We start from the raw sequence: 24,688 nt of genomic DNA, 5'->3' as shown, positions 1-24,688 counted from the left end.
CGACTCTCCAGCCTAGCGCGGGCGACACTCCCCCACCAAACGACGATCTATCGAGGGGCAAGGATGCTCGCAAGCGCCTTCTCGAGGTCGGCGTGGGCAAACGTGAATCCCTCCGCCATCAGGCGCTCGGGCAGCACCCATCGACTCTTCAACACCAACTCGGTTTCGGTGCGGATTGCGATCGAGCCGAGTTCGAGCATCCACCGGAACATCGGAAGCCCGGTCGGGCGGTGCAGGATGCGCCGTAGGTGAGCCATGAGACGCCGGTTGTCTTCCGGATGCGGGGACGCGACGTTGAGCACGCCCTCGATATCTGCCCGCTCGCTGACCCAGTCGACAACCCGGACCACGTCGTCGACATGTACCCAGCTGAACTTCTGTCGACCGCCCGAACTTCCGGGACGGTGTTCAGTACCCGCGGCCCGCCGGCGCGTCGACCGGAACCACACACCGTCGCGCTGGGCGCCGCCCAGCCCAGCGCGCGTCAGCGCGGCGAGCGGCTCGAGCGCGCTGCCGTCCCCGAGCACGATCGCCATGCGCAAAGCCACACGCCGAGTGGCTGGCAGCTCCGCGGAGAAGAATGCGTCCTCCCACGCCCGCGCGACACTCACCGAGAAGCCGTCCCCCAGCTCGCCACTGCTCTCGGTCTGCGGGCGGTCCATGGCGTGCCGGTAGATCGTTGCGGTCGAAGAGTTCACCCACAGCGCCGGTGGTCGCTCAACGGCGGCGATCGCGTCGGCCAGCTGCCGCGTGGTGTCGACACGCGAGCGCACAATCTCGGCCCTGTTCGCCGCCGAGTAGCGGCAATTGACGCTCTTGCCCGCGAGATTGACGACCAGGCTGGCGCCATCGACTGCCGATCGGATCGCCGTCGCGTCGCCCCACCGCACCGCGTCCGCGCGGCCGATCGTCACGACCTCCCACCCGCGAACGTCGGCGAAATGCGCCTGAAGCGTGCGCCCGATGAAGCCCGAGGCTCCCGCGATGACGATGCGCTGTGTCACACGGTCTCGTTTCTCTCGATGCGGTAGTCAAAGTGGCCCGCGTATCCATACACGGTGCCGATGCGGGGAAGCGCGACGCGAAGATCGACGTGCTGACGCCCCACGCGATCGTCCCACCGTTCAACGAGCGTGATCGTCGGCCGCAGCGCCCGCGGAACCGCGAACCACAGGCTTGCCACACGAACGCGAACGTCGCGCGAGGTGAGACAGAGCGCGCCATCGCGAACATGAGCCTCCAGCTTCGTCTCGACGCACCCGCCTCGCCCGATCGCGTCAATCGCTCCCCCGCCGCGCGCCGGGCGAACCCGGTCGGTCATGGTTCGCGTTCGCGATGAGAAGCCCAGCGTGCGGGATGCGCGGATCGCGCCCCGCGCATCCGCCCGGTTCTCGATCGTGAACGGAACGTCGCGCTCGAATTCAGGGAACGCGATCCCGCTGTACGCCGCGAGCCAGAAGGCGGGAGTGAGCCACGCGCGGCGGCACCCCGCCGTTGTGAAGGTTCCTGAGCCGCGCCCGACGCAACCTGCCGGCACCGGGCGAACGTACTCGCGGATGCGCGGGTGCAGTCGGTCGACCGCGTCGCCGAGCGCCGCCTCCCACGCCGAACGGCGGGACGAGGCGGCGCTCGGCGAACGCTGCGTCACCCGAGTAGAGCGGTCTTCAGCGTGTCGAGGCCGACGCCGCCGATGTCGAGCGCGCGCTTGTGGAACGCCTTGTCGCTGTAGGCGGCACCCTCGCGCACCTTCACCTCGGCGCGCAGCTGCTCCCAGATGCGCTGGCCGACCTTGTACGACGGCGCCTGCCCAGGCCAGCCGAGGTAGCGGTTGACCTCGAAGTTCACGAAGCCGTCGTTCATGTTGACGTTCTTGCGCATGAACGCGAAGGCGTCCTCGCTCGTCCAGACCTTGCCCGTCTCGGGGTGGATCTTGCCGAGGTGCACGCCGATGTCGAGCACGACGCGGGCGGCCCGCATGCGCTGGCCGTCGAGCATGCCGAGGCGGTCGGCCGGGTCGTCGAGGTAGCCGAGCTCCTCCATCAGACGCTCGGCGTACAGCGCCCAGCCCTCGGCGTGGCCACTTGTGCCGGCGAGCAGGCGTCGCCACGAGTTCAGCTGCGCGCGGTTGTAGACAGCCTGACCGATCTGCAGGTGGTGACCCGGGACGCCCTCGTGGTAGACCGTGGTCGTCTCACGCCAGGTGTCGAACTCGTCGACACCCTCGGGGATCGACCACCACATGCGGCCGGGGCGCGAAAAATCGTCGGTCGGGCCCGTGTAGTAGATCGCGCCGCCCGGGGTCGGGGCGATCATGCACTCGAGCTTCTTGACGGGGTCGGGAATGTCGAAGTGGGTGCGCGACAGCTCGTCGACCGCGGTGTCGCTCAGCTGCTGCATCCACGCCTGCAGCGCGTCGCGGCCGCGAAGCTTGCGCGACTCGTCCTTCTCGAGGTGGGCGATCGCCTCTTCGACGCTCGCGCCCGGCAGGATCTGGTCGGCGATGCGCGTCTGCTCGTCGACCATGCGCTGCAGTTCTTCGATGCCCCACTCGTACGTCTCGTCGAGGTCGATCGTGGCGCCGAGGAAGCGGCGCGACAGCAGCTGGTAGAGCTCGCGCCCCACCGCGTCGTCCGCGCGCGCGGCGGGGGCCAGCTCGTTCTCGAGGAAGTCGCCGAAGCGGGCGTAGCCCTCGGCAGCTTGGCGCGCACCCTCGGCCAGGTCGGCCTTCAGCGCGTCTGACACCTCGGCGCTCGTTGCGAGTTCATGGAAGAAGCCGTCGGCGGCGGCGTTCGTGCGCACCTGGGTGAGCACCTCGCGCACCTGACGGATGGCAGGGGTGTTGCCCGACGCGATGCCGTGACGCAGCGTCTCGGCGTAGCCCTCAAGGGCACCGGCGACTCGGGTCAGCTTGCGCGAGATGGTCGCCCAGTCGTCTTCCGTCGCCGTGGGCATGAGGTCGTAAATTTCGCGGATGCCCTGGGCGGGCGAGGCGAGGACGTTCAGATCGCGCGCATCCCAGCCCGCCGCATCCAGATCGAGTTGCAATTGGATCTCGGCCGACAGGTCGACCTTCGTGACGCGGTCAGTGTCGTCGACGGGGGTGGCCGCCTCCAGTGCCGCAAGCGTTGCCCGCGCGGCCTGCTTGGTCGCCTCGAGGCCCGCCGGCGAGTAGTCGCTGTACTCGTCAAGCTTGCCGTCGGCGCCAATGTAGGTGGCGAGCTCGGGGCTCAGGGTGACGAGCGTGTCAACCCAGTCTTCGGCAATGCGGTCAATCTCAGTGGGGGTGCGCGCTTCGTGAGCGCCAGTGCTCTCGGTCATGCGGTTGAGCCTAGTGCGCGGCCTCGTCCCAGTTCTGACCCACTCCCACCTGCACGTCGAGCGGAACCGACAGCTCAGCGGCACCGCCCATGCGGTCACGGACGAGTTGCTCGAGCTCGTCGCGCTCCCCCGCCGCGACCTCGAACACGAGCTCATCGTGAACCTGCAGCAACAGCCGCGACTGCAGGCCGCGCTCGCGCAGATCGTCGGCGACCCCCAGCATCGCGATCTTGATGATGTCGGCAGCCGTGCCCTGAATCGGCGCGTTCAAGGCCGCACGCTCGGCATTCTCGCGCAGCACCCGATTGGGCGAGTTGAGGTCGCCGAAGGGCCGACGGCGGCCGAAGATCGTCTCGGTGTAGCCCGTGCCGCGCGCCGTCTCGACGACGCTGCGCAGGTAGTCACGCACCGCACCGAAGCGCGCGAAGTAGTCACTCATCAGTTGCTTTGCCTCGGCCGTTTCGATGCCGAGCTGCTTGCTCAGGCCAAAGGCGCTGAGCCCGTAGGCCAGGCCGTAGCTCATCGCCTTGACCTTGGTGCGCATCTCGGCCGTCACCTCGGCGGGTTCGACGCCGAAGATGCGGGCGCCGACGAAGCGGTGCAGGTCTTCGCCCGAGCGGAACGCCTCGATCAGCCCCGCGTCACCCGAGAGGTGCGCCATGATGCGCATCTCGATCTGCGAGTAGTCGGCGGTGAGCAGGCTCTCGAAGCCGTCGCCGGCAACAAACGCGGCCCGGATGCGGTGGCCCACCTCGGTGCGCACCGGAATGTTCTGCAGGTTCGGGTCGGTCGACGACACGCGACCGGTCGAGGTGCCGGTCTGCTCGTAGGTGGTGTGGATGCGACCGTCCGCGCGCACCGCCTTGTCGAGGCTCTCGACGATCTGGCCGAGCTTCGTCGCGTCACGGTGCTCGAGCAGAATGCCGAGGAACGGATGCGGGTGCTTCGCCTGCAGATCGGCGAGCGACGCCGCGTCGGTCGAGTACCCGGTCTTCGTGGCGCGCGTCTTCGGCATGCCAAGCTCGTCGAACAGCACCTGCTGCAGCTGCTTCGGCGAGCCGAGGTTCACCTCGCGGCCAATCTCGGCGAAGGCGCGCTCCGCGAGGCCGGCCGCCGTCTCGGAGAGCTCGGTGCGCAGCGACTGCAGCCCATCGCGATCGACGGCGACACCGATCGACTCCATGCGCGACAGCACCGGCGCGAGGGGCACCTCGATGTCGGTCAGCACGCGGGTCGAACCGTCGTCGAGACGCGCACGCTGCGCCTCGGCCACGCGCAGCAAATACCAGGCGCTCGTCGCGGCGGGAACAGCCTCGGTGTCGGGAAGCAACTGGTTGGGGTCGGCCTGCGGCAGCGTCTCGCCGAGCACATCGTCGACGATTTCGGCGAGGTTTGCGGTGCGCGTGCCGGGGGCACGCAGCCACGCGGCGAGCTTCGCATCCCACACGATGCCGGCCACGCGCATCCCGTCGCGGTCGAGGACCGCCGTGAGCTGCTTCGCGTCGGCGACGACCTTGGGGCTGTCGCCCGCGAGCCACTCTTCGAGCGCGGCGTAGTCAGGGCGGTGAGCAGCCCAGTTCACCTGAACGGTCTCGCTCGCGGTGGCGAGCCCGATCGCCCGCAGCGCCTCGGTGTCCGACTCGACGACGACGGCGACTTCGCCTGTTGCGTTCGCGCGGAGCCACGCGGCGAGCTCCTCGTCGACGAGGGTGCGCACGGCGGGGGCCGCGTCGCGGGCGGCGGCCGCCGGGTCGGCGGCGTCGCCCATGTCGGCGCCCTCGGCTGCAGCGATCTTCAGCACGCGCTCGGTGAGGGTGCGGAACTGCAGGCGCTCGAAGACGCTCTTGACGGCCGGAACGTCCATCGGCTTGCGTTCGAGGTCGGCGGGCCCGACCGGCAGCTCGACATCGGTGACCAGGCGATTGAGACGACGGTTGCGCTCGGCCCGGTCGCGCTGCTCACGGAGGTTGTTGCCGACGACGCCCTTAATCTCGTCGGCGTGCTCGAGCAAGGCCTCGAGTGAGCCGTACTGCGTGATCCACTTCACCGCGGTCTTCTCGCCCACCTTGTCGACGCCCGGCAGGTTGTCGCTCGTCTCGCCGACCAGAGCCGCGATCTCGGGGTACTGCTCGGGGCCTACGCCGTAGCGCTCGCGCACCGCGTCGGGGTCGTACCGCTTCAGCTCGCTGACGCCGCGGGCGTTCGGGTAGAGCAGGGTGACCCGTTCGTTGACGAGCTGAATCGTGTCGCGGTCGCCGGAGACGACGAGCACGTCGAAGCCCTGCTCGGAGCCCTGGTACGCGAGGGTGGCGAGGATGTCGTCGGCCTCGAAGTCTTCTTTCGTGATCGTCGTCACGCTCATTGCCGCGAGGGCCTCTTGCAAGAGCGGCACCTGACCGACGAACTCGGGCGGCGTTTCGCCGCGGGTGCCCTTGTATTCGGGGTACTCGCGGGTGCGGAACGAGTGGCGCGAGATGTCGAACGCCACCGCCACGTGCGTCGGCTTCTCTTTCGCGAGCAGCCCCAGGAACATCGAGATGAAGCCGTGGATGGCGTTCGTGTGCTGCCCGTCACGCGTGACGAAGCTGTCGACCGGCAGGGCGTAGAAGGCCCGGAATGCCAGCGAATGGCCGTCGACAATGAGCAGAGTAGGCTTTGCGGAGTCCGTCACGCCCGCCAGCCTAACGGCGCGCGCCGACGCGGCACCGAGACCGCCCGACGCCCGCGAGGAGAACCCGTGACGCGCATCCCCGATGACCTCGACCCGGAGCTCGTGGCCCGCCTCGTCGAATCGGGCGGTGGGGCGCTCACCCAGAAGATGGGCATCGAGTTTCTCGAGCTCTCGGCCGAGAAATCCGTCGCGACCATGCCCGTCGAGGGCAACACGCAGGTCATCGGCCTGCTGCACGGCGGCGCCCACGTGGTGCTCGGCGAAAGCCTCGGATCGATCTCCTCGGCCATTCACGCCGGGCCCGGCCGCTACGCCGTCGGCATCGAGATCAATGCAACGCACTCGCGCTCGGTGACGAGCGGTGTCGTGACCGGCACCTGCACGGCGCTCGTGCTCGGCCGCACCCTGGCAACGCACGAGATCGTCATTCGTGACGACGAGGGCCGCCGACTCTCGACCGTGCGCATGACGAACATGCTGCGCGACCGCTAGCGGGGCAAGCTACTTCTCGTCGCCGCTCTTCGCGTCTTTCTTCGGCGCGAGCTGATCGATGATCGCCTGGGCGACCGCCTGCATCGTGGTGCGACGGTCCATCGACGCCTTCTGGATCCAGCGGAACGCCTCGGGCTCAGTGAGGCCCATGCGCTCGTTGAGCAGCCCCTTCGCGCGGTCGACGAGCTTGCGCGTCTCGAAGCGCTCGGCCATGTCAGCGATCTCGGCTTCGAGAGTCAGGATCTGCTGGTAGCGGCTGAGAGCAATCTCGATCGCCGGCAGCAGGTCGTTTTGCGTGAAGGGCTTCACGACGTAGGCGAGGGCACCGGCCTCGCTCGCCTGCTCGACCAGCTCTTTCTGGCTGAAGGCCGTCAGCAGCACGACAGGCGCAATGTGGTTCTCGCTGAGGCGCTTTGCGGCCTCAATGCCGTCGAGCTTCGGCATGCGCACGTCCATCACGACGACGTCGGGGCGCAGCTCGGTGGCGACCTCCACAGCGGCCTCGCCGTCGCCGACGTCGGCGACGACGTCGTAACCGTTGTCGCGCAGGATCTCGACGATGTCCATACGGATCAACGACTCGTCTTCTGCGACGACGACACGGCGGGGGGCGGTGTTGGTCTGCTCCTGCTCACTCACGTCGAGAAGCCTACGGTATGGTCGAGCAGCGGGCATCGGCGACGAGCCCGCGAGCCGGCTTGGCGGAATGGTAGACGCGACGCACTCAAAATGCGTTGTCCGAAAGGGCGTGTGGGTTCGAGTCCCACAGCCGGTACTCACAACACCCCCTAGGGATGAGAATCAGTTGCTCGGCTCGTCCGTGCTTCGGCTAAACACGCCGCGGGCGATCGACGCCACACCCGTCATGAGCACGAGGTAGGCGATGATCTGCAGCGCCCAGCCCAGCGCGGTGTCCATCCCGACCGCGGACCGAATTGCGTCGGACTGACGGAGCGCGAGCCACGCCGTGAAGGCTCCCACGAGCACCGCACCTGCACCGACAAATGCGGCGCGGTGGAGCACGTCACGTGGAGGGCGAATCGGAGGCATCCTCAGACGCTACATGACGCGACCGACCGATAGATGCCACCGCCCACAAACGAGGACGGCCCCGCCCGCGCCGCAAGGCGCTCATCGGGGCCGTTTCGTGTGGCGGATGCGTGGGGCGGCTACTCGACGCTCGCGCCCGCCAGCCACGCCGGCAGCTCAGTACCGATCGTGTAGCCGACGGTGTGCACCCGAATGTCGTTCGTGCCGCCCGGGATTCCGGGGGGCGAACCCGAGATCACGACGACCTTGTCGCCGTCAGAATGCCGTTTCCATCGGAGGCGCGCGAGCGAGGAACGTTCAGCCGCAACGGCCATCGGCATTCAGCGGATTCCGGATCCAGTAGTCCCACAACCAGCAACATCCACGTCAGTACATACTCGAAAGTCGTAGATGTTCGCGCGTCGCATGAATTCGCGTCAACCCCGAACCATGTTCGCCCTACTTGCTGAGGATGATCAAGTTGAGCCCGTTATCTGGGTGGTAGCCCCATTGTGCACTGTATCCATCCCAGTCCGCTGTTTGCCTGCCGTCCAAGGCGCGCGTCGACGAAATGCTCTCTTGAACCCAGGTTGGAACAGCAAGTTTCTCGTTGACGCAGTCAAGCGCAAGCGTGCCGACGCCGAGCGGGTCATCATCAGCCGATTGCGTCTGAACAAGCAAAGTACTGCCATCATCCTCGATTGAAACGACTCCCTCGAGGTATTTGCCGAACGCTTCTTCGACAGCAGCCAGGGAGTCGGAATCTTCTTCCTCCGGCTGTTCCGGGTTAGCCTCTTCGCCGAGACCACGCAACGAGTTTGTGCCCGCGCAGGCCTCATGGACGAGTTCGAGCTTTGAAGGTTGAATCAATTGCCACGCGGCGAAGCCAATGGCGCCCGCCGCTACGACTGATCCCACTGCCACTGCAACAACGAGAGCCCTACGGCTGCGGGAGTGACCGGGATGGACTCCACCGCCATCACTTCTCTGCCCATCTGTTTCTGAGAGTTCCGACGGTGGGCCAACTTCATCATGTCTGGCCGGAGTTTCGGGAATGCCCGGTTCGCCGTCGCTAATCATTCGTGTCACGCCTCTCTCCAATACTGACTCTCGCTCAACGCAAACAGGCGGACCCCCAAGACACAACCCCCCGAACGAGGGCGGCGAGTCCAGATGCTCTCAAGCGGCTGACCGAGCAACGGCCCCGACCGCGCCGGAAGGCGCTGGTCGGGGCCGTTTCGTGTATCGGATGCGCGGGGCGGCTATTCGACGCTCGCGCCGGCCAGCCACGCCGGCAGCTCAGTGCCGATCGTGTCGCCGACGGTGTGCACGCGAATGTCGTTCGTGCCGCCCGGGATTCCGGGGGGCGAACCCGAGATCACGACGACCTTGTCGCCCTTGACCGCGAGGTTGTTGCCGAGGAGCGCCTCGTCGACCTGGCGGTACATGGCGTCGGTGTGGGTGACGCGCTTGACGAGGAACGACTCGATGCCCCAGGTGAGCGCCATGCGGCGCTGGATCGCCTCATCGGGCGTGAAGGCCTTCATAGGAATCCGGAAACGCAGGCGGCTCATGCGGCGTGCCGAATCACCCGACTCGGTGAACACGCACACGAACTTCGCGTCGACGAAGTCGGCCACCTCAGCGGCAGCCAGCGTGATGGCGCCGCCCTGGGTGCGCGGCTTCGTGCCGAGCGGAGGAATGCGCTCGAGGCCGTGCTCCTCGGTCGAGTCGACGATGCGCGCCATGGTCGAGACCGTGATGACGGGGAACTCGCCGACGCTCGTTTCGCCCGACAGCATGACCGCGTCGGCGCCGTCGAGCACAGCGTTCGCGACGTCCGAGGTCTCGGCGCGGGTCGGGATGGGGCTCGAGATCATCGACTCGAGCATCTGCGTGGCGACGATGACCGGCTTCGCCATGCGGCGGGCGAGTTCAACCGCGCGCTTCTGCACAATCGGCACGGCCTCGAGCGGAAGCTCGACGCCGAGGTCACCGCGGGCGACCATGATGCCGTCGAACGCGTCAACAATGCCCTCGAGCGCGTCAACTGCCTGCGGCTTCTCGATCTTCGCGATGACGGGGATGAAGCGCCCCTCTTCGCGCATGATCTCGTGCACGCGGTTCACATCGTCAGCGTTGCGGACGAACGACAGGGCGATGTAGTCGGCGCCGAGCTTCAGGCCCCAGCGCAGGTCGTCTTCGTCTTTCTCCGACAGGGCGGGGACGTTGACCGCGACGCCCGGCAGGTTGATGCCCTTGTTGTTCGACACGGGGCCGGCGACGACGACCTCGGTGCGCACGCGCACGCCGTCGGTGTCGATGACGCGCACCTTGACCTTGCCGTCGTCGATGAGCAGGAAGTCGCCGGGCTTCACGTCGGCCGGCAGCCCCGTGAAGGTCGTGCCGACGAGCTCTTTCGTGCCTTCTACCTCTTCGGTCGTGATCGTGAAGATGTCGCCCTCGGCCAGTTCGTGCGGGCCGTTCGCGAACTTGCCCAGGCGGATCTTCGGGCCCTGCAGGTCGACGAGCACGGCGACCGGGCGGCCCGCGTCGGCCGCGGCCTGGCGCACGTTGCGGTAGACCTCTTCATGCACGGCGTAGGTGCCGTGGCTGAGGTTCATACGGGCGACGTTGACGCCCGCCTCGATGATGGCGCGAATGTTCTCGTAGCTCGACGTCGCCGGCCCGAGGGTCGCGACGATCTTTGCTCGTCTCATGGGGTCCTTCAGTGAGTTGGGGTGGTGGTAGACGCGGGCGCCGAAGCGCTCGCGGTGTTAGACCGCGATGGGGCGGTCCGTGGCCCGCACGGGGGCGGGAAGCTCTGTGGAACCCTGCAGGTAGCGGTCGATCTCGGCCGCCGCCGCGCGACCCTCCGCGATCGCCCACACGATGAGCGATGCGCCGCGACCGGCGTCGCCGGCGACGAACACGCCAGGCTCGACCGTCGTGTAGTCGGCGTCCCGGCGGATCGTGCCCCGCGCATCCTGCGGAAGCGGGAACTGCTGATCAAGCGACGCCGTGTCGGCGCCCGCGAAGCCGAGCGACAACAGCACCAGGTCGGCGGGAATCTCGCGTTCGGTGCCCGGCTTCGGCACGCGGCGACCGTCAACGAAGGCGGTCTCGGCGACCACGACAGCCCGAACCTCGCCGGCATCATTCGTCACAAACTCGACGGTGGAGGCGAGGTACATGCGCTCACCGCCCTCTTCGTGCGCCGACTGCACCTCGAACAGGGTGGGCTGCATGGGCCACGGCTGCGAGTCGGGGCGCTCGCTCGGGGGCTGCACGCCGATGGCGAGGTTCGTGACGCTGAGGGCATCCTGCCGGTGCGCCGTGCCGATGCAGTCGGCGCCCGTGTCGCCGCCGCCAAGCACGACGACGTGCTTGCCTTCAGCCGTGATCTGCTCGGCCACGGTGTCGCCAGCCTGCACCCGGTTCGACTGGGTCAGGTACTCCATGGCGAAGTGCACGCCGAGCGCGTCGCGACCCGGAATCGGGAGGTCACGGGGACGCGGCGCGCCCGTGGCTACGAGCACGGCGTCGTAGCGGCGACGCAGCTCGTCCCAGGTGATGTCGACGCCGATCTCAACGCCCGCGCGGAAGCGCGTGCCCTCGGCCTGCATCTGGGTGAGGCGCTGGTCGAGGTGGCGCTTCTCCATCTTGAAGTCGGGGATGCCGTAGCGCAGCAGGCCGCCGATGCGGTCGTCCTTCTCGAACACGGCAACCGTGTGACCCGCGCGCGTCAGCTGCTGGGCGGCGGCGAGACCGGCCGGGCCGCTGCCCACGACGGCGACGGTCTTGCCGGTCAGCCGCTCGGGCGGAGCCGGCTGCACCCAGCCGTTGTTCCAGGCCTGCTCGATGATCGACGCCTCGACCTGCTTGATCGTGACCGCAGGCTGGTTGATCGCCAGCACGCACGACGACTCACAGGGCGCCGGGCAGAGCTTGCCGGTGAACTCGGGAAAGTTGTTCGTCGCGTGCAGACGCTCGATGGCCTGTCGGCCTTCGCCGCGCCAGGTCAGGTCGTTCCACTCAGGGATCAGGTTGCCGAGCGGGCAGCCCTGGTGACAGAACGGGATGCCGCAGTCCATGCAGCGCCCCGCCTGGCGGCGAAGCTGCCCGGGGTCACCCTGCTCGTAGACCTCTTTCCAGTCCATGAGCCGGATCGGAACGGGTCGCCGCGGCGGGAGTTCCCGCTCGGGCACGTTGATGAATCCGCGGGGGTCAGCCACCGGTCACCTCCAGAATGCGGCCCCACACGATGTCGCCATCGGGGTCGAGGCCTTCGTCGAGCGCCGTCTGCCGGGTGGCGAGAACGGCGGCGTAGTCACGGGGAAGCACCTTCACGAAGCGGTCAAGCGCCGCATCGCCGTCGGCGAGCAGACGGGCGGCGAGAGCCGACTCGGTCTCGTCGTGGTGCTTCTTCAAGAGCTCAGTGACGAGCTCACGGTCGTCGGCATCGAGCGGGCCGAGGGTCAGCTCGCCGGTTGTCAGCGCATCGCGGTTGACCCGCTCGTCGCTGAGGTCGAGCACGTAGGCCGTGCCCCCCGACATGCCGGCGCCCAGGTTGCGGCCCGTCTCGCCGAGTATGAGCGCCGTACCGCCGGTCATGTATTCGAGGGCGTGGTCTCCCACTCCCTCGACGACCGCGGTGGCTCCCGAGTTACGCACGAGGAAGCGCTCGCCGACGATGCCGCGAATGAACAGCTCACCGCTGGTTGCGCCGTACCCGATGACGTTGCCCGCGATGACGTTGCGCTCGGCGTGGAAAACCGCCTCGCGTGCGGGTCGCACGATGACGCGGCCGCCCGACAGGCCCTTGCCGACGTAGTCGTTGCTGTCGCCGTACAGGCGCAGTGTGATGCCGCGCGGCATGAACGCCCCCAAGCTCTGACCGGCCGACCCCGTGAGGGTGACGTCGATCGTGTCGGGCGCGAGACCGTGCTCGCCATGACGCACGGTGACGGCGTTGCCCAGCATCGTGCCGACGGCGCGCTCGGTGTTGCGAATCGGCAGGTCGATGCGCACCGGCTGCGCGTGCTCGAGAGCATCGGTCGACAAGCGGATGAGCTGGTTGTCGAAGTGCTCATCGAGCTCGTGGTCTTGACCCACCCGGCGGGTGCGCGCGGCCTCGCTCGGGAACACCGGGCCCGACAGGATCGGCGCCAGGTTGAGGCCGTCAGCCTTCCAGTGCCGGATCGCGCGGTCAACGTCGAGCAGCTCACTGTGCCCGATGGCCTCTTCGAGGCTGCGGAAGCCCAGCTGCGCGAGATACTCACGCACCTCTTGAGCCAGGAACTGGAAGAAGTTGATGACGAATTCCGGGGTGCCGGTGAAGCGCTTGCGCAGCTCGGGGTTCTGCGTCGCTACACCGACGGGGCAGGTGTCGAGGTGACACACCCGCATGAGGATGCACCCCGACACGACCATGGGAGCGGTCGCGAAACCGTATTCCTCGGCCCCGAGCAGCGCCGCGATCACGACGTCGCGCCCGGTCTTCATCTGGCCATCGACCTGCACCGTGACGCGTTCGCGCAGCTGGTTAAGCATGAGCGTCTGCTGCGCCTCGGCGAGACCGATCTCCCACGGAGTGCCCGCGTGCTTCAGCGAGTTCAGGGGGCTGGCGCCCGTGCCACCGTCGTGACCCGAGATGAGAATGACGTCGCTCTTCGCCTTGGCGACACCGGCCGCCACGGCGCCGATGCCCGACTCGCTCACGAGCTTGACGTGTACGCGTGCCTTCGGGTTCGAGCGCTTCAGGTCGAAGATCAACTGCTTCAGGTCTTCGATCGAGTAGATGTCGTGGTGCGGCGGCGGCGAGATGAGGCCGACACCGGGCGTGCCGTGTCGCAGGCGCGCGATCCACGGGTACACCTTGTTGGCTGGCAGCTGCCCACCCTCGCCCGGCTTCGCGCCCTGCGCCATCTTGATCTGGATGTCGTCGGCGTTCGTCAGGTACATGCTCGTCACGCCAAAACGGCCAGAAGCAACCTGCTTGATGGCGCTGCGGCGTTCGGGGTCGAGCAGGCGCTCGACGTCTTCGCCGCCCTCGCCGGTGTTGCTGCGGCCGCCGATGCGGTTCATCGCGATGGCGAGCGTCTCGTGCATTTCAGGGCTGATGGCGCCCATGCTCATGGCGCCGGTCGTGAAGCGCCGAACGATCGACTCGATCGGCTCGACCTCGTCGAGCGGCACGGGGGCGCGCAGGCCGTCTTTGAAGCGGAACAGCCCGCGCAGCGTCATGAGCTTCTCGGCCTGCTCGTCGACGGCTTTCGTGTACTCGCGGAAGATGTCGTAGCGACCCGACTTCGTGGCGTGTTGCAGACGGAACACCGTCTCGGGGTTGAACAGGTGCGGCGGGCCCTCGCGGCGCCACTGGTATTCGCCGCCGCTGGGCAGGCGCTCGTGCGGGTTCGCGGGGGCGGATGCGGGATACGCGTGCGCGTGTCGGCGCGCGTTTTCTTCGGCGATCGTCTCAATGCCGACGCCGCCCAGGATGCTCGTGGTGCCGGTGAAGTAGCGGTCGACGAACTCTTGGCTGAGGCCGACCGCCTCGAACGCCTGAGCGCCCGCGTACGACCCGACCGTCGAGATGCCCATCTTGGACATGATCTTGAGCACGCCCTTGCCGAGCGCCTTGATCACGTTCGCGACGGCCTTTTCGGGGGTGATCCCGGTGATCATGCCGCTGCGGACGAGATTCTCGACCGTCTCCATCGCCAGGTACGGGTTGATCGCGGAGGCGCCGTAGCCGATCAGCAGCGCGATGTGGTGTACCTCGCGGACGTCGCCAGCTTCGACGATGAGCCCGACGCGCATCCGCTTCTCGGTGCGAATCAGGTGGTGGTGAACCGCCGCGATCATGAGCAGCGACGGCACCGGAGCCAGGTCGGCGGTCGAGTCACGGTCGCTGAGCACGATGAACTCGGCTCCGTCGTCGATCGCGTCGTCGACCTCGTCGCACATCGCCTGGATGCGCTTCTCGAGCGCCTTCGGCCCCTTGTCGACGCGGTAGAGACCCTTGATCGTCGTCGTGAGGGCGCTACCCGGGCGCGGGTCGATGTGCTGAATCTTTGCCAGCTCATCGTTGTCAATGACCGGGAAGTCGAGCGTGACCTGGCGGGCGTGCCGCGGAGTCGCTTCGAGCAGGTTGCGCTCGGGGCCGAGACCCAGAGCCATTGAGGTGACGACCTCTTCGCGGATCGAGTCGAGCGGCGGGTTCGTCACCTGCGCGAACTGCTGCGTGAAGTAATCGAACAGCAGGCGCGGGCGCTCGCTCAGCACGGCGATGGGCGTGTCGGAGCCCATGGCGCCAAGCGGCTCGGCGCCGGCCTTCGCCATGGGGGCGAGCAGAACGCGCACCTCTTCTTCGGTGTACCCGAAGGTGCGCTGACGCCGCGTGATCGAGGCGGGGGTGTGCACGATGTGCTCGCGCTCGGGCAGCTGCGCGAGGGCGATGCGGTTGCCGGAGAGCCACTCGGCCCACGGCTGCAGGGTGGCGAGCTCGCGCTTGATCTCGTCGTCTTCGATGATGCGGCCCTCGGCCGTGTCGACGAGGAACATGGCGCCGGGGCGCAGGCGGCCCTTGCGCACGACGCGCGCGGGGTCGATGTCGAGCACCCCGATCTCGCTGGCGAGCACGACGAGGCCGTCGTCGGTGACGAGGAAGCGCCCGGGGCGCAGCCCGTTGCGGTCAAGGGTCGCGCCGACGAGCGTGCCGTCGGTGAACGACAGCGCCGCCGGGCCGTCCCACGGCTCCATGAGCATCGAGTGGTACTCGTAGAACGCGCGCAGCTGGGGGTCGAGGCCCGTCTGGTTCTCCCACGCTTCGGGGATCATCATCATGATCGCGTGCGGGAGGCTGCGCCCCCCGAGGCTCAGTAGTTCGACGACCTCGTCGAACGAGGCCGAGTCGCTCGCGCCCGGCGTGACGATCGGGAAGACGTCGCGCAGATCGCCCAGCAGCTCGCTGACGAGCTGTGACTGGCGCGCGCGCATCCAGTTGCGGTTGCCCTGCACCGTGTTGATCTCGCCGTTGTGCGCGATCATGCGGAACGGTTGCGCGAGCGGCCACGACGGGAAGGTGTTGGTCGAGTAGCGCGAGTGCACGAGCGCCAGCTTCGACGTGAAGCGCTCGTCGCTCAGGTCGGGATAGAACGGCTCGAGCTGGAGCGTCGTCACCATGCCCTTGTAGGTGATGGTGCGGCAGGACAGCGACGGAAAGTACGCCCCGAGCTCGCGTTCGGCACGCTTGCGCACGCGGAAGGTCTGACGGTCGAGGGCGATGCCCGAAAGTGGCCGCCCGTCGGCGTCAGACCGGGCGGAGCCGAGGAACAGCTGCTCGATCGCGGGCATTGCCTCGCGCGCGAGGTCGCCCACCTCGTTCGGGTTGATCGGCACCTCACGCCAGCCCAGGACGGTCAGACCTTCGGATGCGGCAATCGCCTCAATGCCGGACTTCTCGCGCGCGCGCTCGGCCGGGTCGGTCGGGAGGAAGGCGGCGCCGACCGCGTAGGCGCCCGCCTCGGGGAGGCTGAACGGCACGAGGGCGCGGAAGAAGGCGTCGGGAATCTGCGTGAGGATGCCCGCCCCGTCGCCGGTGCCGGCGTCGGATCCCACCGCACCGCGGTGTTCGAGGTTGCGCAGGGCGTCGAGTGCGCCCTGAATGATGTCGTGACCGGCGGTTCCGCGCAGGGTCGCGACCATCGCGAGACCACAGGCATCGCGCTCGCGCTCGGGATCGTAGGCGCCCTGCTTCTCGGGGAGAGCCGAGAAGCGGCGGTAGGGACTGTGAGTCATACGCGTGACCGTCCTCACATCGTTACGTGCAGAAGGGAGGGACGGCGCTGGCCCTGGGGGAAATGCGCGAGCAATGCGCGCCGCGAAGCGTGAGCCGGGATCAAGGTGGTGGCGATCCGGGCGACTCAGGCGTTCGCGGGTGTTCCGCTTGTGGCGGGGGACGAGCCGGGTTTCCCGGCGACCTCATCGGCGTCATTGCCGGTTAGGTCCGTCTCGGTGTAGACGTCTTCGGAGTCTACCCCAGCGTCCGGTGACCACTCGCGGCCCGGCTGGTAGGGCCCCGGCTCAACACCCGGGTGGCGTCGGCGTTGCACCAGCACCAGCACGATGCCGAGAACCACGGCGGCCCAGGCGGCCCACACGTTGACGCGCACCCCCAGGAACAGCTCGCTCGGGTCGAGGCGAATCGTCTCGAAGACGCTGCGGCCCACGCCGTACCAGATGAGGTAGGCGCCGAGCAGCTTGCCCCACTGCACGCGCAGGCGCGCGTCGAGCAGCAACAACACGGCGACACCGGCGAGGTTCCAGATGATCTCGTAGAGGAACGTCGGGTGGAACAGGATGTCGTCGGGGAGCCCCACGGGAATCGCGGGGTTCGGTCGGTCGATCTCGAGGCCCCACGGCAGATCGGTGGGGAGGCCGAACAGTTCCTGGTTGAACCAGTTACCGAGCCGACCGAATGCCTGGGCGAGCAGGAGTCCCGGAGCGAGCGCATCCGCGAATGCCCAGAATCGGATGCCGGTGACGCGGCAGCCGAGGTACGCGCCGATCGCGCCGCCGATGAGGGCGCCGAAAATGGCCATGCCGCCCTCCCAGATGTAGAGGACGCGGAGAAGATCGGCGCCGGGGAAGAAGTAGTCGGCCGGGTGGGTCACCACGTGGTAGATGCGACCGCCGATGATGCCGAGGGGAACGGCGAACAGCGCGATGTCGAGGACGATCCACGGCTCGGCGCCGCGCCGGCTCAGCCGCGCGTTCGTCAACAGCACCGCCGCCACGATGCCGAGCAGGATGCACAGCGCGTAGGCGTTGATGAGGATGTCGAACGAGAACCAGGTGAGGCCGAGCTCGCGCAGCCACTCACCGAGATTGAACGCGCGCCACTCTTCGCCGGGGCTCGGAATGCTGAGCGGTTGAAGGGCAGGGATCACGGGTGCGGGCCTTTCCGGGGGTGGGGACGCGTGCCAGCCTACTTGTGGCCAGAGCGGTTTCGGGCTCAGCGGGTGCCGGAGGCGAGATCGGCGGCGACGCGCGCCACCTCGGGCACGCCGCCCTCGCTCAGCGCGGCGACCAGGCGCGAGCCGACGATGGCCCCGTCGGCGTAGCTCAGCACGTCGCGAACCTGCTCGGCGGTGGAGATGCCGAGGCCGACGCACGTGGAGGTGCATCCCGCGTCGCGGAGTCGTGAGACGACACCGCGGGCGGCAGCGTCGACGTCGGAGCGCGCACCGGTGATGCCCATCGTCGAGACGGCGTAGACGAAGCCGCGGCTCGCCTCGACGGCCTGGCGCATGCGAACGTCGGACGACGAGGGCGCCGCGAGGAACACGCGATCGAGGTCGTGCGCCTCGGACGCGGACATCCACTCGCTGGCCTCGTCGGGAATCAGGTCGGGGGTAATGAGCCCCGCTCCCCCGGCGTTCTTCAGGTCGGCAGCAAAGCGGTCGACGCCGTACTGCATGACGGGGTTCCAGTAGGTCATGACGAGCACCGGCGCATCGACGGCGGCGCGCACGCGCTCGACCGCCGTGAACGCGTCGCGCAAGCGGAAACCGTTCTGCAGGGCCGTCTGCGTGGCCTTCTGGATCGCGGCGCCGTCCATGACGGGGTCGCTGTAGGGAAGGCCGAGCTCGAGAATGTCGACGCCGTTCTCGACGACGGCGATGGCGGCCTCGACGCTCTCATCGAGCGTCGGGAAGCCGATCGGCAGGTAGGCAATCAGCGCACCCGAGCCGGCGTCGCGGCGCGTGCTGATCGTCTGCTCGACGCTGCTCACGATGCCGACCCCGCGGGGGCGTCACCCTCGCCGTCGAGCAGGCGGAAGTAGCGCGCCGCGGTCTCCATGTCTTTGTCGCCTCGGCCGCTCAGCGAGACGAGGATGATGCCCTCGGGGCCCAATTCTTTGCCCAGTTCGAGAGCGCCGTGCAGCGCGTGCGCGGTCTCGATGGCGGGAATGATGCCCTCGGTGCGGCTGAGCAGGCGCAACGCGCTCATCGCCTCGGCATCGGTCACGCCGCGGTACTCGGCACGCCCGATATCGGAGAGCCAGGCGTGCTCGGGGCCGACGCCCGGGTAGTCGAGGCCGGCCGAAATGGAGTGAGACTCCATGGTCTGGCCGTCTTCGTCTTGCAGCATGAGGCTGCGGGCGCCGTGCAGCACGCCAGGGCGGCCGCGCGAGATCGTCGCCGCGTGGTGCGGCGTGTCGACGCCGTCGCCGGCGGCCTCGAGGCCCACCAGGCGCACGGACTCGTCGTCGAGGAACGCGTGGAAGATGCCCATGGCGTTACTGCCACCGCCGACGCACGCCGCCACAGCATCCGGAAGACGGCCCGTGAGCGCGAGCACCTGCTCGCGCGACTCGGTGCCGATAACCGAGTGGAAGTCGCGCACCATCGTCGGGAACGGGTGCGGGCCCGCCACGGTGCCGAGCAGGTAGTGCGTGTTCTCGACGTTGGCGACCCAGTCGCGCATGGCGTCATTGATCGCGTCTTTCAGCGTGCGCGAGCCCGTCTGCACGGCCACAACCTCGGCCCCGAGCAGCTTCATGCGCGCGACGTTGAGCGCCTGGCGCTCGGTGTCGACGGCACCCATGTACACGACACACTCCATGCCGAACAGGGCGGCCGCGGTCGCGCTCGCGACGCCGTGCTGACCGGCACCCGTCTCGGCGATCAGGCGGGTCTTGCCGAGCCGCTTCGCGAGCAGCGCCTGACCGAGCACGTTGTTGATCTTGTGGCTGCCCGTGTGGTTCAGGTCTTCGCGCTTCAGCAGGATGCGGGCGCCGCCCGCGTGCTCGGCGAATCGGGGCGCCTCGGTGATGATCGAGGGCCGGCCGGTGTACGTGCGGTGCAGCTCGGCGAGCTCGGCGGCGAAGGCCGGGTCGACGCGGGCAGCCTGGTAGGCCGCGTCGAGCTCGTCGAGGGCGGCGATCAGGGATTCGGGCACGAATCGGCCCCCGAAGGTGCCGAAGTAGGGGCCGACGACGTCGCGCAGGGTCATGACACGCTCACAAACTGGCGGGCGGTGGCGACGGGGTCGCCTCCGGTAACGAGGGCCTCGCCGACGAGCACCACGTCGGCGCCAGCGCGCCGGTAGTGCTCGACATCGGCGACGCCGAGGACGGCCGACTCGGCGATACGGATCGCGTTGTCGGGGATGATCGGGGCGACGCGGCCAAACAGCTCGCGGTCGAGTTCGAAGGTCGTGAGGTCGCGGGCGTTGACGCCGATGAGCTGTGCACCCAAATCAACGGCGAGGCGAGCCTCGTCGAGCGAGTGCGTCTCGACGAGGGGGGTCATGCCCCAGTCGAGCACGTGCGCGTAGAGGCGACGCAGCGTCGACTCGTCGAGCGCCGCGACGATCAGCAGCACGAGGTCGGCACCCGCGGCGCGCGCCTCGGCGATCTGGTACTCGTCGGCGATGAAGTCTTTGCGCAGAACCGGCACGTCGACTGCGGCCCGCACGGCTTCGAGGTCGGCGAGCGAACCCTGGAAGCGGCGCTGCTCGGTCAGCACGCTGATCGCGTGCGCTCCCCCGGCGGTGTACTGCGCCGCGAGGGCGGCCGGGTCGGGGATGCTCGCGAGCGCCCCGCGGGACGGGCTCGCGCGCTTCACCTCGGCGATCAGCTTGACGTGGTCGGCACGCGACAGCGCCGCGACGGCGTCGAGCGCGGCGGCCTGGGCCGCAGCGTCGGCTTCGACCGCGCTCAACGGACGGTCGGCGCGACGCGCGGCCGCGTCCTCACGAGCGCCCGCGGTCAGGCCGTCGAGCACTTAGGAGTGCGCCTTCGGGGCGTAGCGCGGGCCCTTCACGCCATAGCCCATCTTCGCCATGACGCCGCCGGTGATCCAGCCAGCGAGCACCACGACGGCACTCGCCCACACGACGGGGGCGATCTCGAAGAAGAAGGCGATCGTGCCGACGGTGAAGCCGACGAGCATGATCACGACGGCCGTCCAGGCGGCGGGAGAGTGACCGTGTCCGAGGTCGTTCTGGGCGTTCATGCGTCTCCTGGTTCGGGAATCGGCGGGAGTGTTCAGTCTATCGGGCGGTGGGGTCGTCGCCGTCGCTGAGCGCGTCCCAGTCGCCGAGACGATCCTCGCCTACCCGGCCGCGTGCATCCTGGGTGTCGTAGCGGCGCGTGCGCCCGGGCCAGCGGTGCGTCGTGAGCGCCGTAAACAGTCCCGCGATGACCGCGACGACGCCGCCCGCGAGCGCGAGCCACACCCATGCCGAGGTGGCGCTCGAGACAACGAGATCCGCGACGGCGCCCTCGCCGTCGATGCCGGTGAGGGCGGTCACCGCCGGCGCAGCGCGATCGACCGGCGCGAGTGCCACGCCGAGCGACGCCGCAGCGATACCGACGCCGAGCGCGAGTTCGACCACGGCCAGGACGACGCGGGGGGTGCGGCCCACGAGCGAAAGGGCCGCCGTCAGAGCAAGCAGAGCGAGGCTGAGGGCCGGAACCGTCGACGCGGCGACGTCACCGCGCGCCTCCACCACCGCACCCGTGTCGAGGGTGAGCGTCACCCAGACCTGCGTCCACGCAAGCAGGGACAGCCCGGCGGCCGCGAGCGGGCCGAGGAGTGACAGCAGGCGGAGCCGCGCGGGGGTCACGCGTCGTGCCCCGAGTCGGCAATCGGCGCGAGCGCGTTCGCGATCGCAACCGCCCGCAGCGGGGCGGCCGCCTTCGCGATCGTCTCGTCGTACTCGGCCTGGGGCTGCGAATCGGCCACGAGCCCGGCACCCGCCTGCACGCGGGCGACGCCGTCGGCAAGGAACGCGGTACGGATGGCGATCGCCAGGTCAAGGTCGCCCGAGAAGGCGAAGTAGCCCACGACTCCCCCGTACACGCCGCGGCGAGCCGGCTCGAGCGCGTCGATGATCTCGAGGGCGCGGGGCTTTGGGGCGCCGCTGAGCGTGCCGGCCGGGAACGTCGCGCGCAGGACGTCGATGGGGCTCGCATCCGCGCGCACGTCGCCCTCGACGCTCGAGACGAGGTGCATGATGTGGCTGAATCGCTCGACCTGCATGAACTCGGTCACCTCAACGCTACCCGGGGCGCACACCTTCGAGAGGTCGTTGCGGGCCAGATCGACCAGCATGAGGTGTTCGGCCTGCTCTTTGCGGTCGGCGAGCAGCTCGTCGGCGAGGGCCGCATCCTGCTCGGGGCTCGCGCCGCGCGGGCGGGAACCGGCGATCGGGTGGGAAAAGGCGCGGCCGTCTTGCACCTTGACGAGCGCCTCGGGCGAGGAGCCGACGATCGCGTAGGGGGTTCCGTCGACGCGGGTGAGGCTGAGCACGTACATGTACGGCGACGGGTTGAGCGCGCGCAGCACGCGATACACGTCGAGCGGCGCCGCGGTCACCGGGTGGTCGAAGCGCTGCGAGATCACGACCTGGAAGACGTCGCCGTCGCGGATGTGCTCTTTCGACCGGGCCACCGCGTCGAGGTACTGCTCGGGCGTCGAGCGGTGATGGGGCGCCGGGGCGGTCGACACGTCGATGGCGGCAGGGTGCGTCGCCACCGGGCGGGTGAGCGCGTCGGCGAGGCGATCGAGGCGGGCCTGCGCATCCGTAAATCGGGCGGCGAGCTCATCGTCGTCGGGCTCGCCATCGAGCAGGAGCGCCGCGATGATCTGCACGGTGCCGGTCTTGTGGTCCATGACAACCAGCTCGCTCGTGAAGGCGACGGCGAGCTCGGGGGCGGCGAAATCGGCGGGCGGCGCGTCGGGGAGGTGTTCGACGCGGCGCACCGCATCCCAGCCGATGAAGCCCACGAGGCCACCCGTCAGCGGCGGATGCGCGGGGTCGGCCGGGGTGCGCCACCGCGCGTACAGCGCGTCCAGCGCCGCGAGCGGGTCGGCGGGCAGCTCGCCGCCGAAGGCGCGCGCGGCGTCGATGCCGGTGTCGATCCACAGGCTCTCGCCGTCGGCCTCGGTGAGCACGCCGAACGAGCCGACGCCGATGAACGAGTAGCGCGACCAGATGCCGCCCTGCTCGGCCGACTCGAGCAGGAAGGTGCCGGCGCGCCCGTCGGCGAGCGAACGGTAGAGGCCCACGGGGGTCGCGGCATCGGCGAACAGCTCGCGAATGACCGGCACCACGCGGGCCGTGCCGAGCACGACGCGGACGTCATCGAGGGTCGTCGTCATGCGGGCGCCTCCGTCTCGCTCACGATCACGGGGTCGACGTCGAAGCAGCGCCGCGCCCCCGTGTGGCAGGCGGGACCCACCTGGTGCACGCGCACGAGTAGCGCGTCGGCGTCGCAGTCGAGGGCGAGCTCACGCACGAGCTGAATGTGGCCGCTCGTGTCGCCCTTGCGCCAGTACTCGCCGCGGCTGCGACTCCAGAACGTGACCCGCCCCTCCGTGAGCGTGCGGCGCAGGGCCTCGGCGTTCATGTAGCCGAGCATGAGCACGGCGTCATCGTCGACCGATTGGATGATGGCGGGCAGGAGGCCGTCGGCGGCGAAGCGGGCGCGCGCCACCACGGCGTCGGCGGCAACCGGGTCGAGGGAGGCGGCGGGGTGGCCGTCGGCGGAAAAATCGCTCATCGCACCAGCACCCCCGCGTCGCGGAGCGAACCTTTGACCTCGCCGATCGTCAGCTCGCCGTTGTGGAAGACCGAGGCCGCGAGCACGGCATCGGCGCCTGCCTGAACGGCGGGAGCGAAGTGCTCGAGGGCTCCGGCACCGCCAGAGGCGATGACGGGCACGCGGGCGATCTCGCGGACCGCCGCAATCAACTCGAGGTCGAAGCCTGCCTTGGTGCCGTCGGCATCGATCGAATTGACGAGCAGTTCGCCGGCGCCGCGCTCGATGGCCTCGCTCGCCCAGGCAAGAGCGTCGATCTCGGTGCGGGTGCGGCCACCGTGGGTCGTGACGATGAAACCGCTCGGGGCCGATGCGTCGCGTGTGATGTCGAGGGAGAGCACGCAGACTTGGGCGCCAAAACGGTCGGCGATCTCGTCAATCAGGGCCGGGCGGGCGATGGCGGCACTGTTCACGCCGATCTTGTCGGCGCCGTGGCCGAGCAGCCGGGCGACGTCGTCTGTCGAGCGCACTCCCCCGCCGACGGTGAGGGGAATGAAGACCTGTTCGGCCGTCGCCCGCACCACGTCGTAGGTTGTCTCGCGCTGGTCAACCGTCGCGGTCACGTCGAGGAAGGTGATCTCGTCAGCGCCCTGCTCGAAGTAACGGCGGGCCAGCTCGATGGGGTCGCCGGCGTCGCGCAGGCCGAGGAAGTTGACGCCCTTCACGACGCGGCCCCCGGCGACGTCGAGGCACGGGATGACGCGGGTGGCGACCGACATCAGAGGCGAGCGGCGTGGATCGATCCGACGAGGATCGCCCGGGCGCCGAGGTCGTACAGCTCGTCCATGACGTGGTTCACGTCGGCGCGCGGCACCATGGCCCGCACCGCGACCCAGCCGCTGTCGGCCAGCGGACTCACGGTCGGCGACTCGAGACCGGGGGTGACCGCCTGGGCCTTCTCGAGCAGCTCACGGGGCAGGTCGTAGTCCATGAGGACGTACTGACGGGCGACAAGAACACCCTGGAGGCGCCGCTGTAGCGTCGCAATTCCGGGTCGATCGGGCTGCGCGCTGATCAGCACCGCGGTCGACTCGAGGATCACGGGGCCGGCGATTTCGAGGCCCTGGGCGCGCAGGGTGGCACCGGTCGACACGACGTCGGCGACCGCGTCCGCGACCCCCAGCCGTACGGCCGACTCGACCGCGCCATCCAAGCGAATGAGATCGGCGGTCACACCGTGCCGCGCGAGGAAGTCGCCCACGAGCCCGGGGTAACTCGTCGCCACCCGCAGCCCGCCCAGATCGTCCAGCGTGCGCACCGTGTTCGGCGGCGCGGCGAAGCGGAACGTCGAGTCACCGAAGTCGAGAGTCTGAATCTCGCGGGCCTCAGACCCCGAATCGAGCAGCAGGTCGCGCCCGGTGATGCCGACGTCGAGCGCGCCCGAGCCCACGTAGGTGGCGATATCGCGCGGGCGCAGGTAGAAGAACTCGACGCCGTTGCGCGCATCCGCGCTCGTCAGGGCGCGCGGATCGCGCCGACCCGTGTACCCGGCCTCAGCGAGCATGTGCGCCGCGGTCTCGGACAGCGAGCCCTTGTTGGGCACCGCGATTCTCAGCATTCCG

22 protein-coding genes and 1 tRNA gene are annotated in these 24,688 nt (G+C 68.9%); 2 read left to right on the top strand and 21 right to left on the bottom strand.

Features of this window, described 5'->3' with window-relative positions; all coding sequences use genetic code 11:
• Window positions 1-47: 47 nt before the first annotated feature.
• Genes EV141_RS00220 through polA form a run of 4 tightly spaced genes read right to left on the bottom strand, consistent with a single transcriptional unit; the run spans window position 48 to window position 5,989 of the window.
• Window positions 48-1,004: an epimerase gene (locus tag EV141_RS00220; RefSeq protein WP_130483981.1), complete on the bottom strand. Its 957-nt coding sequence runs from the start codon at window positions 1,002-1,004 to the stop codon at window positions 48-50.
• Window positions 1,001-1,648, bottom strand: coding sequence for a DUF4166 domain-containing protein (locus tag EV141_RS00215; RefSeq protein WP_130483980.1), 648 nt, complete (start codon window positions 1,646-1,648; stop codon window positions 1,001-1,003). The genes EV141_RS00220 and EV141_RS00215 overlap by 4 nt, the downstream gene beginning before the upstream one ends.
• Window positions 1,645-3,318: a DUF885 domain-containing protein gene (locus tag EV141_RS00210; protein ID WP_130483979.1), complete on the bottom strand. Its 1,674-nt coding sequence runs from the start codon at window positions 3,316-3,318 to the stop codon at window positions 1,645-1,647. Before EV141_RS00210 ends, EV141_RS00215 begins: the two co-directional genes overlap by 4 nt.
• Window positions 3,319-3,328: 10 nt before the next feature.
• Window positions 3,329-5,989, bottom strand: coding sequence for a DNA polymerase I (gene polA / locus EV141_RS00205; protein ID WP_130483978.1), 2,661 nt, complete (start codon window positions 5,987-5,989; stop codon window positions 3,329-3,331).
• Window positions 5,990-6,064: 75 nt separating this feature from the next.
• Between polA and EV141_RS00200 the strand changes: the two genes are divergently transcribed.
• On the top strand, window positions 6,065-6,481 hold the full coding sequence (locus tag EV141_RS00200) for a hotdog fold thioesterase (protein WP_241969027.1): 417 nt from the start codon (window positions 6,065-6,067) through the stop codon (window positions 6,479-6,481).
• A gap of 9 nt (window positions 6,482-6,490) precedes the next feature.
• Here the strand turns inward: EV141_RS00200 and EV141_RS00195 are convergent, their stop codons facing one another.
• Window positions 6,491-7,156, bottom strand: coding sequence for an ANTAR domain-containing response regulator (locus EV141_RS00195; protein WP_375880254.1), 666 nt, complete (start codon window positions 7,154-7,156; stop codon window positions 6,491-6,493).
• A 17-nt stretch (window positions 7,157-7,173) separates the two neighbouring features.
• Between EV141_RS00195 and EV141_RS00190 the strand changes: the two genes are divergently transcribed.
• A tRNA-Leu gene (locus EV141_RS00190) sits at window positions 7,174-7,256 on the top strand.
• A gap of 26 nt (window positions 7,257-7,282) precedes the next feature.
• Here EV141_RS00190 and EV141_RS00185 read toward each other — a convergent pair.
• From EV141_RS00185 to hisG, 16 genes are all read right to left on the bottom strand, one after another.
• A complete protein-coding gene (locus EV141_RS00185) occupies window positions 7,283-7,531 on the bottom strand; it encodes a hypothetical protein (RefSeq protein WP_130483975.1) in 249 nt (82 codons plus the stop codon).
• Between the two features lie 119 nt (window positions 7,532-7,650).
• Entirely contained in the window at window positions 7,651-7,851 is a 201-nt protein-coding gene (locus tag EV141_RS00180; RefSeq protein ID WP_130483974.1) for a hypothetical protein, read from the bottom strand.
• A 118-nt stretch (window positions 7,852-7,969) separates the two neighbouring features.
• The gene (locus EV141_RS00175) at window positions 7,970-8,434 is read right to left on the bottom strand and encodes a hypothetical protein (RefSeq protein ID WP_130483973.1); all 465 of its coding nucleotides are present in this window, start codon (window positions 8,432-8,434) and stop codon (window positions 7,970-7,972) included.
• Window positions 8,435-8,772: 338 nt separating this feature from the next.
• Window positions 8,773-10,230, bottom strand: a complete 1,458-nt coding sequence (gene pyk / locus EV141_RS00170) for a pyruvate kinase (protein ID WP_130483972.1) — start codon at window positions 10,228-10,230, stop codon at window positions 8,773-8,775.
• Between the two features lie 57 nt (window positions 10,231-10,287).
• Window positions 10,288-11,745 (bottom strand): glutamate synthase subunit beta, encoded by a 1,458-nt coding sequence (locus tag EV141_RS00165; RefSeq protein ID WP_130483971.1) that lies wholly within the window; start codon window positions 11,743-11,745, stop codon window positions 10,288-10,290.
• The gene (gltB, locus tag EV141_RS00160) at window positions 11,738-16,312 is read right to left on the bottom strand and encodes a glutamate synthase large subunit (protein ID WP_130483970.1); all 4,575 of its coding nucleotides are present in this window, start codon (window positions 16,310-16,312) and stop codon (window positions 11,738-11,740) included. The genes EV141_RS00165 and gltB overlap by 8 nt, the downstream gene beginning before the upstream one ends.
• Window positions 16,313-16,437: 125 nt before the next feature.
• On the bottom strand, window positions 16,438-17,463 hold the full coding sequence (gene lgt, locus EV141_RS00155) for a prolipoprotein diacylglyceryl transferase (protein ID WP_375880252.1): 1,026 nt from the start codon (window positions 17,461-17,463) through the stop codon (window positions 16,438-16,440).
• A 65-nt stretch (window positions 17,464-17,528) separates the two neighbouring features.
• Window positions 17,529-18,308: a tryptophan synthase subunit alpha gene (gene trpA / locus EV141_RS00150; RefSeq protein ID WP_130483969.1), complete on the bottom strand. Its 780-nt coding sequence runs from the start codon at window positions 18,306-18,308 to the stop codon at window positions 17,529-17,531.
• Window positions 18,305-19,531, bottom strand: a complete 1,227-nt coding sequence (gene trpB, locus EV141_RS00145; protein WP_130483968.1) for a tryptophan synthase subunit beta — start codon at window positions 19,529-19,531, stop codon at window positions 18,305-18,307. Before trpB ends, trpA begins: the two co-directional genes overlap by 4 nt.
• A complete protein-coding gene (gene trpC / locus EV141_RS00140) occupies window positions 19,528-20,304 on the bottom strand; it encodes an indole-3-glycerol phosphate synthase TrpC (RefSeq protein ID WP_130483967.1) in 777 nt (258 codons plus the stop codon). Before trpC ends, trpB begins: the two co-directional genes overlap by 4 nt.
• Complete coding sequence (locus EV141_RS00135; protein ID WP_130483966.1) at window positions 20,305-20,535, bottom strand: DUF6704 family protein; 231 nt, start codon at window positions 20,533-20,535, stop codon at window positions 20,305-20,307.
• Window positions 20,536-20,572: 37 nt separating this feature from the next.
• Complete coding sequence (locus tag EV141_RS00130; RefSeq protein WP_130483965.1) at window positions 20,573-21,148, bottom strand: Trp biosynthesis-associated membrane protein; 576 nt, start codon at window positions 21,146-21,148, stop codon at window positions 20,573-20,575.
• Window positions 21,145-22,686: an anthranilate synthase component I gene (locus tag EV141_RS00125; RefSeq protein WP_130483964.1), complete on the bottom strand. Its 1,542-nt coding sequence runs from the start codon at window positions 22,684-22,686 to the stop codon at window positions 21,145-21,147. Before EV141_RS00125 ends, EV141_RS00130 begins: the two co-directional genes overlap by 4 nt.
• Window positions 22,683-23,087 (bottom strand): phosphoribosyl-AMP cyclohydrolase, encoded by a 405-nt coding sequence (hisI, locus tag EV141_RS00120; RefSeq protein ID WP_130483963.1) that lies wholly within the window; start codon window positions 23,085-23,087, stop codon window positions 22,683-22,685. Before hisI ends, EV141_RS00125 begins: the two co-directional genes overlap by 4 nt.
• Window positions 23,084-23,845, bottom strand: coding sequence for an imidazole glycerol phosphate synthase subunit HisF (hisF, locus tag EV141_RS00115; protein WP_130483962.1), 762 nt, complete (start codon window positions 23,843-23,845; stop codon window positions 23,084-23,086). The genes hisI and hisF overlap by 4 nt, the downstream gene beginning before the upstream one ends.
• Complete coding sequence (gene hisG, locus EV141_RS00110; protein ID WP_130483961.1) at window positions 23,845-24,684, bottom strand: ATP phosphoribosyltransferase; 840 nt, start codon at window positions 24,682-24,684, stop codon at window positions 23,845-23,847. The genes hisF and hisG overlap by 1 nt, the downstream gene beginning before the upstream one ends.
• Window positions 24,685-24,688 lie beyond the last annotated feature (4 nt).

The organism is Microcella putealis, from assembly GCF_004216575.1.
Taxonomy (GTDB): Bacteria; Actinomycetota; Actinomycetes; order Actinomycetales; family Microbacteriaceae; genus Microcella; species Microcella putealis.
Note: the sequence above shows the minus strand (reverse complement) of the source record. Positions and strands in the feature narration are given on the sequence as shown.